We start from the raw sequence: 15,987 nt of genomic DNA, 5'->3' as shown, positions 1-15,987 counted from the left end.
GGCCGGGCCGGACCCCGTACGGGGCCCGGCCCGCCTGCGCGGGTCCGGTCGGGCACGTCCGCGATCCGCCGGGTCCGGCGCGGCCCGGTTCCGGACGTCCGGGCCGCGGGCTTCCGGGACTCAGGCGTCCGCGTCCGGGACGCCGTCCCCGGTGCCCCCCGAACCGGGCTCGCCGGGCAGCCGCACGTCGTCGACGGTGACGTTGACCTCGACGACCCGCATGCCCAGCATCCGGCTGACCGTGCGGGCCACGTTGGTCTTCACCTCGTTGGCCACGTCCATGACCACGTGGCCGTACTCGGCCACGATCGCCACGTCCACGGCGACGGTCCGGTCCTGGACGTGGGCGCCCACACCCCGGCCGGCCCGCCGGGCGCCGGAGCGCTCCCGGTGCGCCTGCGCCAGGTGGCCGGCGTCCTCGCCCAGGTCGGCGACCCCGGTCACCTCCAGCGTGGCGAGTGCGGCGACCTTCTCGACCACCTCGTCGGCTACCTTGATCCGGCCCTTCACCACGGCCGCGGACACCGGCTCGGGGGCCGAGGCCACGGACAGGCCGAGCGAGAACGGGCGGACGGCGGGCGCCACGGGGTCCGCCACCGCGATCGCGGGCGTCACCGCGGTCGTCTCCGCGGGGGACGCGATGTCCTCGATGCCCTCCGCGGTTCCTGCGGCTTCGACGGTGTCCTCGACGGATTCCGCGGCGGAGACGTCGGTCGTCATTGGTGCTCCTCGGCTGTGATCTGTCACGCTCGCTGGGACTCTGCCGGAATTATCCCCCGCCCCGCCGTCACAGCGGTCCCCGGAGCCCCACCGGTCGCCCCCCGGGGAGCAGCGGGCAGGCGGCGGGGAGGCACCTGACCGGACGGATCCGCCGGGCAATATGCTGGCCGCCATGAGCAACGAGCCAGAGCTCCAGCGGGGAGCGGGAACGCCGGACGCGTTCGAAAGGCTCTGGACCCCTCACCGGATGGCGTACATCAAGGGCGAGAACAAGCCGACCGGCTCGGGTCCGGGGGACGGCTGCCCGTTCTGTGAGATCCCGAAGCTGGACGACGAGGACGGGCTGATCGTGGCCCGGGGCGAGGCCGTCTACGCGGTCCTCAACCTCTACCCCTACAACTCCGGTCACCTGCTGATCTGCCCCTACCGGCACGTTCCGGACTACACCGACCTGAACCCCGCCGAGACCGCGGAGTTCGCCGACTTCACCCGGCGCGGGCTGACCGCCCTGCGCAAGGCCAGCGGCGCGCAGGGCTTCAACGTCGGCATGAACCTCGGCGACGCGGCCGGCGCGGGCATCGCGGCCCACCTGCACCAGCACGTGGTGCCCCGCTGGGGCGGCGACACCAACTTCATGCCGGTGGTCGGCCAGACCAAGGTGCTGCCTCAGTTGCTCCGCGACACCAGGTCGCTGCTGGCCGGGTGCTGGCCCGACGCGTAGGGCGAGCCGCCGTCGCGCAGCGCCGCGACGCCCACCGAGAGCACCAGAGGCACGGCCAGTGCCAGCGCCATGGACAGCACCGCCGCGCCCGAATCGTTGACGAGCATGCCCACCACACCGCTGACCAGCGTGCCGATCAGGCCCGCCCGCAGCGCCGGGGAGTACGCGAACGCGGCCGGCAGCACCCCGGCGGTGGCCTTCTCCGGCCGCAGCAGCGCGTAGACGAGGAACGCGAGCGCGGCCACCACGATCGGCATCAGGTTGGGGCTGAGGAGCGTGCCCACCATCGCGCCGAACTTGCGGCCGATGACGTCCAGCGCCTCGCCGCTGTAGATCTGGCCGACGAACCGGCCGAGGTGGGTCTGGGAGGCCGGCGGGCGCAGGTGGTCGAGGTAGGCGATCGCCATCACGGTGACGCCGCCCGCCGCGCAGAGCGCCCCGAGCCTGACGATCGAGACCCGCCGCTCCCCGACGAGCAGCGCGGCCACCGCGATGCCCGGCACGAACGCGATCACGCCGCCGAAGTCGCTGCCCACGCCCGGCCAGCCGCCCAGGATCATCGCCGAGCCGCCGAGCACCGCGAAGACCGCCATCGCGGCGGCCCGGCGGCCCCGGCGCGCCAGCCGGTGCGCGATCGTCGCCGACAGCAGCAGCACCGAGGTGGCGAACAGCGCGAACGGGATGTTGCCCAGGCCGTAGTAGCGGGCGCCGACCACCGCCGAGTATCCCATCACGCTGTTGAGCTGCAGGGTCGTCCCGGTCAGCAGGTCGCCGGCGAGCACCGCCGCGGTCACCCCCGCCACGACCGCCAGCGGCCCGAGCGGGCTGCCCCGGCGCAGGGCGGCACGCCGGGAGCGGGACCGGGGGCCGCCGCGCCGGCCCCGGCGGGCTGCCAGCGCGCGCGAGCGCGACCAGAGGAAGGGCACCGCCAGCGCCGCCGCCGCCAGCAGCAGCGCGCAGACCGCGATCCCCGCGGCCAGGGAGAGCACCGGCGTCCCGGCGCGGTGCCAGTCGGTGAGGTTGACCAGGTACGTCGAGACGGGGAGCGAGGCGAGGACGAGGGCGGCCAGCCGTACCCGGCCCAGCCCGCGCCCCCGGCGCAGCAGCAGGAAGGCGGTGGCGTAGAAGACGACCTGGAGCACGGCGACGGTGGTGAAGAAGGCACCGCCGATCTCCCGGATCGCCTGACCGGCCACGTCGGCGTCGTGCAGCTCGGCCCGCGCCGCCGCGATCCCGCCGGTACGGCCCGCACCCGCCGCCCAGGGCGTGCCGACCACCGACGGCGGCACCGGGATCCCGGTCACGGAGAGCATGGTGGCGGTGATGTCCGGCAGGATCGTGACGTCCTCGCGGTGGGTGGAGGCCGCGCCGAGGAACCGGTCCCGGACCTCCGCCCCGGCGCGCATCAGGGCCACCCGCAGGTGCGGCTGCGCGCCGTGGTCGGACAGCCCCGCCAGCAGCACGGTGGTGTCCTCGGGGAGCGCGCTGAGCACCGCGCCGGTCTTGACGTCGGCCCGCCGCAGCGCGTCCGCGCGCTGCTGCGGGGTGAGGGCGTCCTCGACGGCGGGCAGCCGCCCGTCGCCCAGGTAGGGCCGGATCAGGTCGTCCACGTCGACCGCGGCCACCCGGCACGCGGCGAAGGCGTCCGCCCGGATCTGGGCGGGTGAGGGCGCGTAGCGGTCCACCTTCCCCGCCCGGTCGGCGAGGGCCAGCGCCGCCCCCGGGCCGACCGCCAGCGTGCAGTCCCCCGCGGCGTGCACGGCCTCGCCGAGGGTCCCGGAGTTCCGCTGCCCGGCCACCTCGAGCAGGTAGTCGTAGCCGGGGATGACCGCGCCGCCCCCGTCGGCGGGCTCGGGCACCGGGGGGAGGCCGCAGGCGTAGCCCACGGCGGACCTGATCCCGGCCGAGACCGTCAGCCACGCGTCGTAGGGGCAGGTCACCCGGCCCACCGCGCGGACCGACAGCGAGCCGGCGGCGCTCTGCGCGGCCAACTGCCACAGGTTGGGCGTGTCCTCCGGGTCGAGGTCGCTCCAGCGCAGGCCGGGGACCCCGATCAGCACCACCCGTTCGTCGGCGGAGGCGGAGGCGGTGGCCGTGGCGGTGGCCTGCGCCGCTCCCGGCCACAGCACGCTCAGGAGCAGCGCGAATGCGAGCAGCGTACGCCTCACCGGTGACCTCCTCAGGCCCTGCGGCCCTGTTCCCACATCGACTGCTCGCACCGTAGGGGAAGATCGCGCGCCGGTCCATCGGATCCAGCGAAGGGACCGCCGGGTTCACCCAGTAGGGGAATCGCCTCCCTGCCACAGTTTTCTGCTTGAAACGGGCAGGGCTTGTCCGTCGCCCACCTGTCAGGTTCCGGAGTCGGCTGCACGGAGTACCGAAGTCGCCTGCACCTCGGTGTACGAGGGCGCACTGAGGTCCGTCGACCGGCCGTCGCGGATGTCGGTCGCCGTGGTCACGGCCGCCGCCAGAGCTCTGCGGTAAAGCAGCGAACCGAGACTGATCCTGCGCACGCCCAGCGCGGCCAACTCGGTGAGGTCGGGGCCGGTCGGTGCGTACAGGATGTTCAGCGGCACGACGAGGGCCCCTATCAGGGCGGCGATCCCGTCCGGATCCGACAGGCCCGGCACGAACACCCCGTCCGCCCCAGCCTGTTCGTAGACTGCGAGGCGCTCTGCGGTCTTCTCCTCCTGGCATCCGAGCCAGTGTGTGTCGGTACGGGCGTTCACGAACAGTGCGGGTACGGCGGCTTTGACGGCAGCGATCTTCGCGGCATGCAGCTCGACGGAAGCGAGGGTGCCGTCCGAGCGGCCGTCTTCAAGGTTGATCCCCGCCGCGCCGGCGTCGTACAGCCGTCGCGCCAGCTCGGCCACCTCCTTCGGGTCGTCACTGAAACCGCCTTCGGCATCGACGGTGAACAGGAAAGCGCCCCGCCCGAGTCGGCGGGCCAGCGCCACGGTCGCCGCTGCGGTGGCGGCCGCTCCGTCCGGCAGTCCGAGGGCCGCGGCCACGCCCAGGCTGGTGGTGCCGATCGCGTTGAAGCCCTGGGCCGCAAGGGCGGCGGCGGAGGCGTAGTCCCAGGCGTTGGGCAGCAGCAGCGGGGCGGCTTGATGGTGCAGATGGGCGAATGCGGTCAGCGGTCGCTGGAGGAGGCCGTTGGCCAGGGCGAGAGCGTGGGCTCGGCCGGGGCAGACCCTGGGCGGGGCGCCGAAAGTGACCGGTACGGGATGCGCACTCTGTGCGGCTGCCAGATCCAGGAGCACCGCATCGCCATCGGCGATGTCCTGTCCGGCGACGCGGGTGGCACGGACGGCGATGCGACGCATGGTTCGCACCGGTGGAGTCTCCCGGAGCACCCGCGCCAGCGGTACGTTGCCGCCGGCCGCGGCATCGACCAGTGCCGCCGTCGCCGCGCACGCCTGCACCAGCAGTCCGATGCGGTTGGCGGCGGCCTCCAAAGCGGACTCGTCCGCGTCCTCTGGCGCCAGCAGCGCCACCAGCCGGGCCACAGCCTCGTCCGCGGCCGGGTCCGCACCCCCGAAGTAGGCCCCGGCCACGATGGTCACCGCCTCCGTGACCTCTCTGGGCTGCGGCATCTCCAGGGCCTCGGCGAGGGCATGAACCAGCCGCACCCGGACCTCCCCGTCAGTGCCGGCCGCCACTGCGCTCCACAGCGCGGCGGGCTCCAGCCGGGCGAGCTCGGTCTCCACGAAGGCTCTGCGCCGCCGATGAGGCTCACCGGAACTGAATCGGGCCACGGTGGCCCGCAGCCACGCGACACTCGCCCCCACGGGACCGCCGTCCGCTGCCGGCGGCTCGGGGACCAGCGCCGGGTCGGCAAGCGCCGCGCGCACGTCCGTATGACGGGTGAATTCATGCATCGTGTGCGTCATGGACCTGACGCTAGGTGCGGAACGGTTCGGCGCCGCCCGAACCATCCCTGCGGCATCATGGCGGCATGCCTTCGCTCGCCGAGACCGCCGGCCTGTTCGCCGACCGCACCAGGTCGGTCTTCTGCCAAGCACTGCTTGACGGACGTGCCTGGACGGCGGGCGAGCTCGCCCGGTATGCGGGAGTGCGACCCTCCACCGCCAGCGAGCAGCTTTCCCTCCTCATCAAAGGAGGAGTACTGACCGAGGAACGCCAAGGGCGACACCGCTACGTCCGGCTGGCAGGCCCCGAGGCTGCCGCCCTCGTCGAGGCCCTCGCCTCGTACGCTCCGGACACTGCGCGTCCGCAGAATCTACGCGAATCGGTGCGGCTCAGCGCCGAAGCCCGCGCCCGCACCTGCTACGACCATCTGGCGGGGCAGCTGGGCGTGGTCCTGGCAGACGCAATGATCGCCCGAGGGCTGGTCGCCACCGACTCCGGGACCGCCGTCACCGCGGCAGGTCGGGCATGGCTGGCCGACGCCCTGGGATACGAGCAGCCCCCGGGCGCCCGGCGCCCCTTGGTACGGAACTGCCTGGACTGGACGGAGCGTCGGCCGCATCTCGCCGGAGCGCTGGGCGCGGCCCTGTGCGCCACGGCATTGCAGCGGCAGTGGTTGCGGCGGGTCGGCTCCGGGCGCGCGGTAGAGGTGACGCCGCAGGGCACCGAGGCGTTCCGTGACCTGCTGGCGGTGACGGTCTAGGCACCGCACCGGAGTGCCGGCCCTGGCCGAGCAGGGGCTACGCCTGCAGGTAACGATGCAGGGACGTCTTGGGGATGCCGGTCTTGGTCGCGATCCGGCCGAGGCTGCTGCTCCCTTCAGGGGGCGGAGGAGTCACCGCAAGCCGGTTTTACCAGGGGAGGGCGGCCCGCCCGGCCGTCGGGGGAGGGCGGTCCGCCCCCTCGTCAGGGGAGGATCGCCCGGGTGGCCGCGCTCTCGTTGTGCAGCCGGTCCAGGGCGGAGACGAGGTAGGTCCCGCCGCCGGTGACGGGCAGGCTCTGGCGCGCGCCGGAGGCCGCGGGCACCACCGCCACCAGGTTGCGGGCGTCGGCCACCGAGCAGGCGTCCACGCCGCCGGAGGCGACCCGGTAGACCGCGTAGGCGCGGGCCCCGGGGGAGGACTTCCAGGACAGCTTGGCCGCCCGGAGCCTGACGTCGGCGGGCTGGGCCGGGGCCGCGCCGCCCAGGCCCTTGATGAGGGGCAGCAGGGCGGGCCGGGAGTAGTGGGCCTTGGCGATCCGGTCCATCGCGCCGAGCGGGTTGGTGCGGACCTGGGTGGCGCTGAAGTAGACGTCGCCGCGGACCTCGGGGTGCTTGCGGTTGCGGGTCAGGTGGGCGGGGAGCTCGCCGGGCTTGGTCCAGGCCGGGGTGTCGGTGGTCCCGACGCGGTAGAGGGCCTGGCCGATGTACAGGTGCACGCCGGTGCCCTCGACCTGCTTCGCCCACCACGGCATCAGCACGTCGTAGTCGGCGACCCGGAAGCCGCGCGGCCAGTACAGCTGCGGCATGACGTAGTCGACCGTGCCCTTGCGGATCCAGTGGCGGGCGTCGGCGTAGATGGAGTCGTAGGCGGACATGCCGCTGGTCGCCGACCCGGCCGGGTCGTTGGACTTGTTGCGCCAGATGCCGAACGGGCTGATGCCGAACTTCACGTGCTTCTTGGTCGCGTGCACGGCCGCGTCCACCTGGGCGACCAGCTTGTTGACGTTGGCGCGCCGCCAGTCGGCGAGCTTCGCGCCGTTGCCGTACCTGGCGAAGGCGGCGCCGTCCTTGAACCTCGTACCCCGGCCGGGGTAGGGGTAGAAGTAGTCGTCGAAGTGCACGCCGTCGACGTCGTAGCGCCTGACCACGTCCTTGATGACGGTGGTGACGTGCTCGCGGACCGCGGGCAGGCCGGGGTTGTAGTAGAGGCGGCTCTCGTGCTTGACGACCCAGTCGGGGTGCACGCGGGCGGGGTGGGAGGCCGGCAGCGCGCTCACGTCGGCGTCGTAGGCCGCGCGATAGGGGTTGAACCAGGCGTGGAACTCCATGCCGCGCTTGTGGGCCTCGTCGATCAGGAAGGGCATCGGGTCCCAGCCCGGGTCCTTGCCCGCCGTACCGGTCAGGAACTTCGACCACGGCTCCAGGCCCGACCTGTAGAGCGCGTCGGAGGCCGGGCGGACCTGGAGGAAGACCGCGTTGATCCGGCGCTCGGCCGCGCTGTCGAGGAGCTTGACGTAGTCGGCCTTCTGCCGGGCGACCGACTGGCCGGTGCGCACCGGCCAGTCGATGTTGTTCACCGTGGCGATCCAGATCCCGCGCAGCTGCCGCTTGGGGTATCGCGCGTCGGTACGGCACTGCGCGGCCGCGGTGGTGGCGGTGGCGAGCTCGGAGGCCGCGCCGGGGGCGGCGGCGGCCTTCCGCTGTTCGGCGGCCCCGTCCTGGGGCCCGAAGGTGTAGGCGGCACCGAGCGTGACGGCGGAGAGGGCGGCGGCTGCAAGCAGTGGTCGTCCGGATCGCATGGACCACAGTGTGTCATCGGGAGCGCGATGCTCCGGCCGGAAAAAAGAAATCGATTCGTGATGCTTGTGTTACGGGAGTGCCTTTCCGGGAGGCGTGAGGCGGATGGTCACGCCCCCCGGAAGACCGGTCAGGCGGTCACCTTGTCGACGAGGTGGGAGGGGAGCGGCTCGTAACGGAGGAAGGAGCGCCGGAAGGTCCCGGTGCCGTGTGACATCGATCTCAGATCGATGGCGTAGCGGGTCACCTCCAGCTGCGGGACCTCGGCCCGGACCAGGGTGCGCCCGGTCCCGACCGGCTCGGTGCCCAGGACCCGGCCGCGGCGCGAGGACAGGTCGGACATCACCGCGCCGACGTACTCGTCGGCGACCAGCACGGCGACCTCGTCGACGGGCTCCAGCAGCAGGGTGGGCACCTTGGCGGCGGCCTCCTTCAGCGCGAGCGCGCCGGCGATCTGGAAGGCCATGTCGGAGGAGTCGACCGAGTGGGCCTTGCCGTCGCAGAGCGTGACGCGGATGTCCACCATCGGGTATCCGGCGACCACGCCGCGCTCCATCTGGGTGCGCACGCCCTTCTCCACCGACGGGATGAACTGGCGCGGCACCACCCCGCCGACGATCTTGTCCACGAACTCGAAGCCGGAGCCCGAGGGGAGGGGCTCCACCTCGAGGTGGCAGACGGCGTACTGGCCGTGACCGCCGGTCTGCTTGACGTTGCGGCCCACCACCCGGCAGCTCCCTCCGAGGGTCTCGCGCAGCGGCACCCGCAGGCCGACCTTCTCCACCTCGACGCCGTGGCGCCTGCTCAGCCGGTCCAGCAGGACGTCGGCGTGGGCCTCGCCCATGCACCACAGGACGAGCTGCTTGGTCTCGGGGTTGTTCTCCAGGCGGAGTGTGGGGTCCTCGGCGACGAGGCGGCCGAGGGCCTGGCCGAGCTTGTCGTCGTCGGCCTTGGAGCGGGCCTGGATCGCGACCGGGAGCAGGGGGTCGGGCATCGTCCACGCGGTCATCAGCAGCGGGCGGTCCTTGTCGGACAGGGTGTCGCCGGTCTCGGCGCGGGCCAGCTTGGCCACCGCGACGACGTCGCCCGCGATGCCCTTCGCGGCGGGGCGCTGGTGCTTGCCCAGCGGGCAGGAGAGCGCGCCGAGGCGCTCGTCCACGTCGTGGTCCTCGTGCCCGTGGTCGGCCAGGCCGTGCCCGGAGACGTGCACGGTCGCGTCCGGGCGCAGCGTCCCGGAGAACACGCGCACCAGGCTGATCCGGCCCACGTAGGGGTCGCTGGTGGTCTTGACGACCTCGGCCACCAGGGGGCCGTCGGGGTCGCACGCGATGCCGGCCACCGGCTTGCCGTCGATCGTGGTGATCTCCGGCAGCGGGTGCTCCAGGGGGGAGGGGAAGCCCTGCGTGACGAGCTGGAGGACCTCCGCCGCGCCCACGCCGGTCCCGGTGGCCAGGACGGGGTAGAAGCCGCCGCGCGCGACGGCCTTCTCCAGGTCGCCGACGAGGACCTTGACGTCGATCTCCTCGCCGGAGAGGTAGCGGTCCATCAGGGACTCGTCCTCGCTCTCCTGGATGATCCCCTCGATCAGGGCGCCGCGGTACCGGTCGATCTGGTCCTGGTAGTCGGGGCCGGGGGCGTTCTCGGTCCGGGTGCCGGTGGCGTAGTTGTAGAACCGCTGCGTCAGCAGCCCGATCAGGCCGTTGACCCTGCCGTTGGTCACCACCGGCAGGTACAGCGGGGCCACGCCGTCACCGAACGCGTCCTGGCAGGCGGCGAGGGCCTCGGCGAAGTCGGCCCGCTGGTGGTCGATCTTGGTGATGACGACGGCGCGGGGCATGCCGACCGCCGCGCACTCCTCCCACAGCATCCGGGTCAGGCCGTCCACGCCGTCGGTGGCCGGGACGACGAACAGGGCCGCGTCGGCCGCGCGCAGGCCCGCGCGCAGGTCTCCGACGAAGTCGGCGTAGCCGGGGGTGTCCAGCAGGTTGATCTTCACGCCGTCGTGGAGCATCGGGGCGACGGTGAGGTTCACCGAGCGCTGCTGCCGTATCTCGACCTCGTCGAAGTCGCTGACCGTGGTGCCGTCCTCGACCCGGCCGGGCCGCTGGATGGTCCCCGTCGCGACCAGGAGCGACTCGACCAGCGTCGTCTTGCCCGCTCCCGAATGGCCGACCAGCACGACGTTGCGCACCATGTCCGGCCGGTCGGCCGCGGGCGCCCTGCCCGCGGCTCCCGATGCGCCGGTCGATTTCTCCGCCATGTCGCCTCCCGTGTCGCTGCCGAAAGGGGGCGGTCGCGCGCGGCCGCACCCTGGGGGTCCGCCTCCGCGTCCGGATACCGCCGGGTCGCCGGGGGGCTCAGGAGCCCCGGCGACCCTCAATGACGCGGTGTGTTCACCAAATACCCATGTGGCGGATATCACAAGGGGGCTCGCCCAATCGGCCCGCCGGGCTTCGGATACGCGCCGCGGAGCCCGGTGGCCTACGATCGGAACGCGATGTTGAAACTTCTGCGCCCCGCCGTCACCCGAGTCCTGACCCCGCTGGGCAGGGCACTCGTCCGCCGGGGGGTCGGTCCCGACGCGGTCACCGCGGCCGGCACGCTCGGCACGGTCGCCGCGGCGCTGTTCTTCTACCCGCGGGGCCAGCTCTTCGCGGGCACGATGGTGATCACGTTCTTCGTCTTCGCCGACCTCCTCGACGGGGTCATGGCCAGGATGACCGGGCCGGGCAGCACCTGGGGGGCCTTCCTCGACTCGACCCTCGACCGGGTGGGCGACGCCGCGATCTTCTCGGGGCTGGCGGTCTGGCTCGCGCTGAGCGGCCAGCGGCCGCTGGCCGGGGTCGCCCTGTTCTGCCTGGTGGCCGGAACGCTGGTCTCCTATGTCAAGGCCAGGGCGGAGGGCCTGGGCCTGAACTGCGACGTCGGCCTGGCCGAGCGGCCCGAACGACTGGTGGTGGGCCTGGTCTCGGCCGGTCTGTCCGGCCTCGGCGTGCCGTACGTCCTGGCCGCGGGGCTCTGGCTGCTCGCCGCGGCCAGCGCGGTGACGGTCGGCCAGCGACTGGTCCACGTCCGCCGCCAGGCCGTCTCCCTCCCGCCCCAGACCCTCCGCTGATCGGAAAGAGCGATGACCGACAAGCCGTCCCCGCCCGCGGCGCCCGCCGCGGCCCCCCAGCCGTCCCGGTCGTCCCGGTCGTCCCAGCCGTCCCAGCCGTCCCTGCAGGACCGCCTGGTCGCGGCCGGGTTCGGTGCGGGCTGGGCGCTCGTGCCGCACCTGCCCGAGCGGCTGACCGGCCGGGCCTTCGACGCCGCGGCCGACCGGCTGTGGCGGCGGCGGGGCTCCTCGGTGCGCCGGCTGGAGGCGAACCTCGCCCGGGTCCGGGGCACCTCCCCCGACGACCCGGCCGTCCGGGCGCTGAGCCGCGAGGGCATGCGCTCCTACTTCCGCTACTTCCACGAGGTCTTCCGGCTGCCGTCCGTGCCGAAGGCGGAGATCGTCGCCCGCACCCACGTCAGCGGCGCGGAGCGGATCTTCGAGAACCTCGACAAGGGGCGCGGCGTGGTGCTCGCGCTGCCGCACATGGGCAACTGGGACCAGGCGGGGGCCTGGCTCGTCGGTTCGGGGCACACGTTCACGACCGTCGCCGAGCGGCTCCGGCCCGAGTCGCTGTTCCGCCGCTACACCGCCTTCCGCGAGGGCCTCGGCATGGAGGTGCTCCCGCTGACCGGCGGCGACGGCCAGAACTTCGGCACGCTGGCGCAGCGGCTGCGGGCCGGCCGGGCGGTCGCGCTGCCCGCCGAGCGCGACCTGACCGCCAGGGGGATCGAGGTCTCCTTCTTCGGCTCCGCCACCCGGATGCCCGCCGGGCCCGGCCTGCTGGCCGTGCACACCGGCGCCGCGCTGCTGCCCGCCATCCCCTACTTCCACGGGCGCGACTGGGGCCTGGACATCCACGAGGAGATCGCGATCCCCGAGGAGGGCACCCGCCAGGAGCGGACCGCCGCGGCCATGCAGAGCCTGGCGGCCGTCTTCGAGCGGGGCATCTCCGCGCACCCCCAGGACTGGCACATGCTCCAGCGCCTCTGGCTCGAGGACCTGGAGCCCCGCGCATGAGGATCGGCATCGTCTGCCCCTACGCCTGGGACGTGCCGGGCGGGGTCCAGGTGCACATCCGCGACCTCGCCGAGGCGCTCATGGAGGAGGGCCACCAGGTCTCGGTGATCGCCCCGGCCGCCGACGACGACGGGCTGCCCGGCTACGTCACCTCGGTGGGCCGCCCGGTCCCGGTCTCCTTCAACGGGTCGGTGGCGCGGATGTCGTTCGGCTTCCTGTCGGCGAACCGGGTGCGCCGCTGGGTGCGCGACGGCAGCTTCGACGTCCTGCACGTGCACGAGCCGTTCATCCCCTCGGTCGGCCTGCTGGCCTGCTGGGTGGCGAAGGGGCCCATCGTGGCGACCTTCCACGCCTCCTACGGGCGCTCGCGGGCCTTCTCCGTCGCCACCCCGGTGATCATGAGCGCGCTGGAGAAGATCAGCGCCAGGATCGCCGTGTCGGACGCGGCCAGAAAGACCCTGGTGGAGTTCATCGGCGGCGACGCCGTACTGATCCCCAACGGGGTGACGGTCCGCCGCTACACCGAGGCCGAGCCGCTGCCGCGCGCGGCGGGCGGCGAGGTGATCGGCTTCCTCGGCCGGATGGACGAACCCCGCAAGGGCCTGCCCGTGCTGCTGGAGGCGTTCGCGCTGCTGGCGCCCCGGCGGCCGGAGCTGCGCCTGCTCATCGCCGGCCCCGGCGACGCCGACGAGGTGCTGGAGCGGGTCCCCGCCGAGTTCCACGACCGGGTCGAGCTGCTGGGCATGGTCAGCGAGGAGGACAAGGTCCGCGCCTACCACTCGGTCGACGTCTTCTGCGCGCCCAACCTGGGCGGGGAGAGCTTCGGCATCGTGCTCACCGAGGCGATGTCGGCCGGGGCGGCGATCCTGGCCAGCGACATCCCGGCCTTCCGCAAGGTCCTCGACGAGGGCCAGGCGGGAGCGCTGTTCGAGACGGGGAACGCCGCCTCGCTCGCGCGCGAGGCCGCCGCGCTGCTGGACGACCCGGCCCGCCGCGCCAAGCTGTCGGACGAGGCGCGCACCGCCGTGTGGAAGTACGACTGGTCCACGGTCGCCCGCGACGTCGCCCGCGTCTACGAGACGGTGGCGGTCCCGGCCGGGGTCGAGGAGGACGACGCGCCGTGACGACCACGACGATCCTGGTGGTGGGCGTGATCGTGGTGCTCACCGCCGTCTACGTCTCCTGGCGGGCGGGCCGGCTGGACCGGCTGCACATCCGGCTGGAGCTGGCCCGCGAGTCCATGGACGCCGCCCTGGTACGGCGGGCCGCCGTCTGCCTGGAGCTGGCCGCCTCCCGGATCCTGGACCCGGCGACGAGCCTGGTGCTGGCCGCCGCCGCCCACGAGGCCCGCACGGCGGGGCCGGAGGAGCGCGAGCACGCCGAGAGCGAGCTGTCGCGGGCGCTGCGGGCGGTGCTCGACCAGGAGCGCTTCCGGGAGAAGCTGGCCGAGACCCCGGCGGGCCCGGAGCTGCTGCAGGAGCTCGACGCCGCGGTGACCAAGGTCGTCTACGCCCGGCGCTTCTACAACAACGCGGTCGGCGTGACGCGGGCGGCCCAGCGCCGCTGGCTGGCCCGCACACTCCGGCTGGCCGGGCACACCGCCTACCCGGACTTCTTCGAGATCGACGACGCCCCGCCGCCGGTCCTGGCGGCGGAGTGAGCGGCTCCCGGGGCGGCTTCCAGGGCCGGTTCCCGCCGCCGGGGACTCCCAGGCTGCCTACATGAAATCGCTATATGAAGCGGAACACCCGACAAGTCGGGCGCCGGTAAGCTCTTGGGGATTTCTGGCCCAGTTGAGGAGATGACCGTGCGGCTACCCCGGATGATCGCCGTCGCCCTGGCCGGAGCGGCCGTCGTGGCGCCGGCCGCGGCCTGCTCGTCCGACGAGCCCGCTCCGGGCAGGAACCCCCAGGCGGCCGTCGCCTCTCCGACCCCGACCCCGACCCCGGAGCCGACCCACCCCTTCACCGGGCTGCCCGGCGCGGCCCGCAGGCCGGTCCTCACCGCGAAGATCGAGAACACCTCGGCGGGCAAGCCCCAGCTCGGCCTCAAGAGCGCCGACATCGTCTACGTCACCCAGGTCGAGGCCGGGCTGACCCGGCTGATCGCGGTCTTCTCCTCGAAGATCCCCGCCAAGATCGGCCCCGTGCGCAGCGCCCGGATCTCCGACCTGCACCTCGCCCCGCAGTTCGGCAGGCCCGCCTTCGCCTATTCCGGCGCGCAGACCAAGATGCTCCCGTTCATCGCCGAGGCCTCGCTGTTCGACGTCTCCGACAGCCGCGCCCCGGGGGCCTACTTCCGCCAGCCCGGCCGCTACGCCCCCTACAACCTGTTCGCCGACACCAGGAAGCTGCTGGCCGCGGCGCCCAAGGCGAGCAGGGCCTCCGACATCGGCCTCACCTTCGGCGACGCCCCGGCCGAGGGCGGGACGCCCCGCAAGACCTACAGCGTGAGATACCCCGCCGCCCGGTTCACCTTCGGCTGGTCGGAGAAGGCCGGCAAGTGGCTGATCTGGCAGGACGGCGAGAAGGACATGGCGGCCGAGGGCGGCCAGCTCGGCGCCCCCACGATCGTCGTGCAGTACACCAGGACCGAGCGCTCGCAGTTCCACGACAAGAACCAGAGCTACACCCCCCTGGTCCACACCACCGGCAAGGGCAGGGCGGTCGTCCTGCGCGACGGCAAGGCGTTCAAGGCGCGGTGGAGCCGGGCGAAGGAGGAGGACGGCACGGTCTTCACCACCGAGAGCGGCGAGCCGATGAACTTCGCCCCCGGCCAGGTCTGGATCGTCCTCGCCGCGCCCAGGCCGGTCACCCCCTGACGCGCCCGGCGGCGCCCGTCCGCGCCCGTCGGCGGGGCGAGCCGTACAGGGTGTCCAAGCCGGGCGCCGGAGTGCGACAGGGTGGTGTGGGAGAACACGCGGGCCAGCGCCTACGATGAAGCGTGTGGTGGCCGCCCGCGGGCGGCCCGTGTCCGCAGCAACCCCAGTCGTCGTGAGGTAGAGACCGTGTCCAGCAGCACGCCCGAAGTCACCGAGACCGCCATCACCGGAACCGCCCGGGTGAAGCGCGGCATGGCCGAGATGCTCAAGGGCGGCGTCATCATGGACGTCGTCAACGCCGAGCAGGCCAAGATCGCCGAGGACGCGGGCGCCGTCGCCGTCATGGCGCTGGAGCGCGTCCCCGCCGACATCCGCGCGCAGGGCGGCGTCTCCCGGATGAGCGACCCCGACATGATCGACGGCATCATCGAGGCCGTCTCGATCCCCGTCATGGCCAAGGCCCGCATCGGCCACTTCGTCGAGGCCCAGGTCCTGCAGTCGCTGGGCGTCGACTACATCGACGAGTCCGAGGTGCTCACCCCCGCCGACTACGCCAACCACATCGACAAGTGGCAGTTCACCGTGCCCTTCGTCTGCGGCGCGACCAACCTCGGCGAGGCGCTGCGCCGCATCACCGAGGGCGCGGCCATGATCCGCTCCAAGGGCGAGGCCGGCACCGGCGACGTCTCCAACGCCGTCACCCACATGCGCACGATCCGCGGCGAGCTCAGGCGGCTCTCCTCCCTGCCCGAGGACGAGCTCTACGTCGCGGCCAAGGAGCTGCAGGCTCCTTACGAACTGGTGGCCGAGGTCGCCAGGACCGGCAAGCTGCCCGTCGTGCTGTTCACCGCGGGCGGCATCGCCACCCCCGCCGACGCCGCGATGATGATGCAGCTCGGCGCCGAGGGCGTGTTCGTCGGCTCGGGCATCTTCAAGTCCGGCAACCCGGCCCAGCGCGCCGCCGCCATCGTCAAGGCCACCACGTTCCACGACGACCCGGACGTCGTCGCCAAGGTCTCCCGCGGCCTGGGCGAGGCCATGGTCGGCATCAACGTCGACGACATCCCGGTCCCGCACCGCCTGGCCGAGCGCGGCTGGTAGTCCGTTCCGGCAAAAGGCTCCGTCAAGGGCGGCATCCGTGAAGGGTGCCGCCTTTTTCGTGATCTGAGGAGTTCCCCCTT

At 73.1% G+C, this 15,987-nt stretch carries 14 protein-coding genes; 8 read left to right on the top strand and 6 right to left on the bottom strand.

Annotated features, from left to right (window positions below):
• Positions 1-120: 120 nt before the first annotated feature.
• On the bottom strand, positions 121-720 hold the full coding sequence (locus HS048_RS25315) for an Asp23/Gls24 family envelope stress response protein (protein ID WP_196468865.1): 600 nt from the start codon (positions 718-720) through the stop codon (positions 121-123).
• Positions 721-892: 172 nt separating this feature from the next.
• On the opposite strand from HS048_RS25315, the gene HS048_RS25310 reads away from it, so the two are divergent.
• A complete protein-coding gene (locus HS048_RS25310; protein WP_230881874.1) occupies positions 893-1,441 on the top strand; it encodes an HIT domain-containing protein in 549 nt (182 codons plus the stop codon).
• Here the strand turns inward: HS048_RS25310 and HS048_RS25305 are convergent.
• Positions 1,387-3,609 (bottom strand): hypothetical protein, encoded by a 2,223-nt coding sequence (locus HS048_RS25305; RefSeq protein ID WP_196468864.1) that lies wholly within the window; start codon positions 3,607-3,609, stop codon positions 1,387-1,389. The genes HS048_RS25310 and HS048_RS25305 overlap by 55 nt on opposite strands.
• Before the next feature lie 180 nt (positions 3,610-3,789).
• A complete protein-coding gene (locus HS048_RS37525; RefSeq protein WP_230881873.1) occupies positions 3,790-5,334 on the bottom strand; it encodes an isocitrate lyase/phosphoenolpyruvate mutase family protein in 1,545 nt (514 codons plus the stop codon).
• Positions 5,335-5,399: 65 nt separating this feature from the next.
• Between HS048_RS37525 and HS048_RS25295 the strand changes: the two genes are divergently transcribed.
• The gene (locus HS048_RS25295) at positions 5,400-6,074 is read left to right on the top strand and encodes a winged helix-turn-helix domain-containing protein (RefSeq protein WP_196468863.1); all 675 of its coding nucleotides are present in this window, start codon (positions 5,400-5,402) and stop codon (positions 6,072-6,074) included.
• 37 nt (positions 6,075-6,111) lie between these two features.
• On the opposite strand, the gene HS048_RS39190 is transcribed toward HS048_RS25295, so the two are convergent.
• The 3 genes from HS048_RS39190 to HS048_RS25280 all read right to left on the bottom strand — a co-directional run bounded on the left by HS048_RS39190 (position 6,112) and on the right by HS048_RS25280 (position 10,131).
• On the bottom strand, positions 6,112-6,210 hold the full coding sequence (locus HS048_RS39190; protein WP_084008087.1) for a helix-turn-helix domain-containing protein: 99 nt from the start codon (positions 6,208-6,210) through the stop codon (positions 6,112-6,114).
• A gap of 67 nt (positions 6,211-6,277) precedes the next feature.
• On the bottom strand, positions 6,278-7,873 hold the full coding sequence (locus HS048_RS25285; RefSeq protein ID WP_196468862.1) for a glycoside hydrolase family 10 protein: 1,596 nt from the start codon (positions 7,871-7,873) through the stop codon (positions 6,278-6,280).
• Between the two features lie 128 nt (positions 7,874-8,001).
• Complete coding sequence (locus HS048_RS25280) at positions 8,002-10,131, bottom strand: elongation factor G-like protein EF-G2 (RefSeq protein ID WP_068895416.1); 2,130 nt, start codon at positions 10,129-10,131, stop codon at positions 8,002-8,004.
• Between the two features lie 237 nt (positions 10,132-10,368).
• On the opposite strand from HS048_RS25280, the gene pgsA reads away from it, so the two are divergent.
• From pgsA to pdxS, 6 genes are all read left to right on the top strand, one after another.
• Positions 10,369-10,986, top strand: a complete 618-nt coding sequence (pgsA, locus tag HS048_RS25275; protein WP_068896099.1) for a phosphatidylinositol phosphate synthase — start codon at positions 10,369-10,371, stop codon at positions 10,984-10,986.
• A gap of 12 nt (positions 10,987-10,998) precedes the next feature.
• Positions 10,999-11,985, top strand: coding sequence for a phosphatidylinositol mannoside acyltransferase (locus HS048_RS25270; RefSeq protein WP_196468861.1), 987 nt, complete (start codon positions 10,999-11,001; stop codon positions 11,983-11,985).
• Positions 11,982-13,109 (top strand): glycosyltransferase family 4 protein, encoded by a 1,128-nt coding sequence (locus HS048_RS25265; RefSeq protein ID WP_068895414.1) that lies wholly within the window; start codon positions 11,982-11,984, stop codon positions 13,107-13,109. The genes HS048_RS25270 and HS048_RS25265 overlap by 4 nt, the downstream gene beginning before the upstream one ends.
• A complete protein-coding gene (locus tag HS048_RS25260) occupies positions 13,106-13,645 on the top strand; it encodes a hypothetical protein (RefSeq protein WP_068895412.1) in 540 nt (179 codons plus the stop codon). The genes HS048_RS25265 and HS048_RS25260 overlap by 4 nt, the downstream gene beginning before the upstream one ends.
• A gap of 141 nt (positions 13,646-13,786) precedes the next feature.
• Complete coding sequence (locus HS048_RS25255) at positions 13,787-14,806, top strand: DUF3048 domain-containing protein (RefSeq protein WP_374058793.1); 1,020 nt, start codon at positions 13,787-13,789, stop codon at positions 14,804-14,806.
• Between the two features lie 186 nt (positions 14,807-14,992).
• A complete protein-coding gene (gene pdxS, locus HS048_RS25250) occupies positions 14,993-15,907 on the top strand; it encodes a pyridoxal 5'-phosphate synthase lyase subunit PdxS (protein ID WP_189239364.1) in 915 nt (304 codons plus the stop codon).
• The last annotated feature ends 80 nt before the right edge of the window (positions 15,908-15,987 follow it).

Origin of the sequence: Planomonospora sp. ID91781 (genome assembly GCF_015711595.1) — a bacterium.
Classification (GTDB): domain Bacteria; phylum Actinomycetota; class Actinomycetes; order Streptosporangiales; family Streptosporangiaceae; genus Planomonospora; species Planomonospora parontospora.
This window is presented reverse-complemented; position numbering and strand designations above follow the sequence as displayed.

What these genes read in the sequence shown, in the direction of transcription:
- HS048_RS25315 (WP_196468865.1), bottom strand. Translation starts at nt 720, where the DNA reads ATGACGACCGACGTCTCCGCCGCGGAATCCGTCGAGGACACCGTCGAA.
- HS048_RS25310 (WP_230881874.1), top strand. Translation starts at nt 893, where the DNA reads ATGAGCAACGAGCCAGAGCTCCAGCGGGGAGCGGGAACGCCGGACGCG.
- HS048_RS37525 (WP_230881873.1), bottom strand. Translation starts at nt 5,334, where the DNA reads ATGACGCACACGATGCATGAATTCACCCGTCATACGGACGTGCGCGCG.
- HS048_RS25295 (WP_196468863.1), top strand. Translation starts at nt 5,400, where the DNA reads ATGCCTTCGCTCGCCGAGACCGCCGGCCTGTTCGCCGACCGCACCAGG.
- HS048_RS25285 (WP_196468862.1), bottom strand. Translation starts at nt 7,873, where the DNA reads ATGCGATCCGGACGACCACTGCTTGCAGCCGCCGCCCTCTCCGCCGTC.
- HS048_RS25280 (WP_068895416.1), bottom strand. Translation starts at nt 10,131, where the DNA reads ATGGCGGAGAAATCGACCGGCGCATCGGGAGCCGCGGGCAGGGCGCCC.
- pgsA (WP_068896099.1), top strand. Translation starts at nt 10,369, where the DNA reads ATGTTGAAACTTCTGCGCCCCGCCGTCACCCGAGTCCTGACCCCGCTG.
- HS048_RS25270 (WP_196468861.1), top strand. Translation starts at nt 10,999, where the DNA reads ATGACCGACAAGCCGTCCCCGCCCGCGGCGCCCGCCGCGGCCCCCCAG.
- HS048_RS25265 (WP_068895414.1), top strand. Translation starts at nt 11,982, where the DNA reads ATGAGGATCGGCATCGTCTGCCCCTACGCCTGGGACGTGCCGGGCGGG.
- HS048_RS25255 (WP_374058793.1), top strand. Translation starts at nt 13,787, where the DNA reads ATGACCGTGCGGCTACCCCGGATGATCGCCGTCGCCCTGGCCGGAGCG.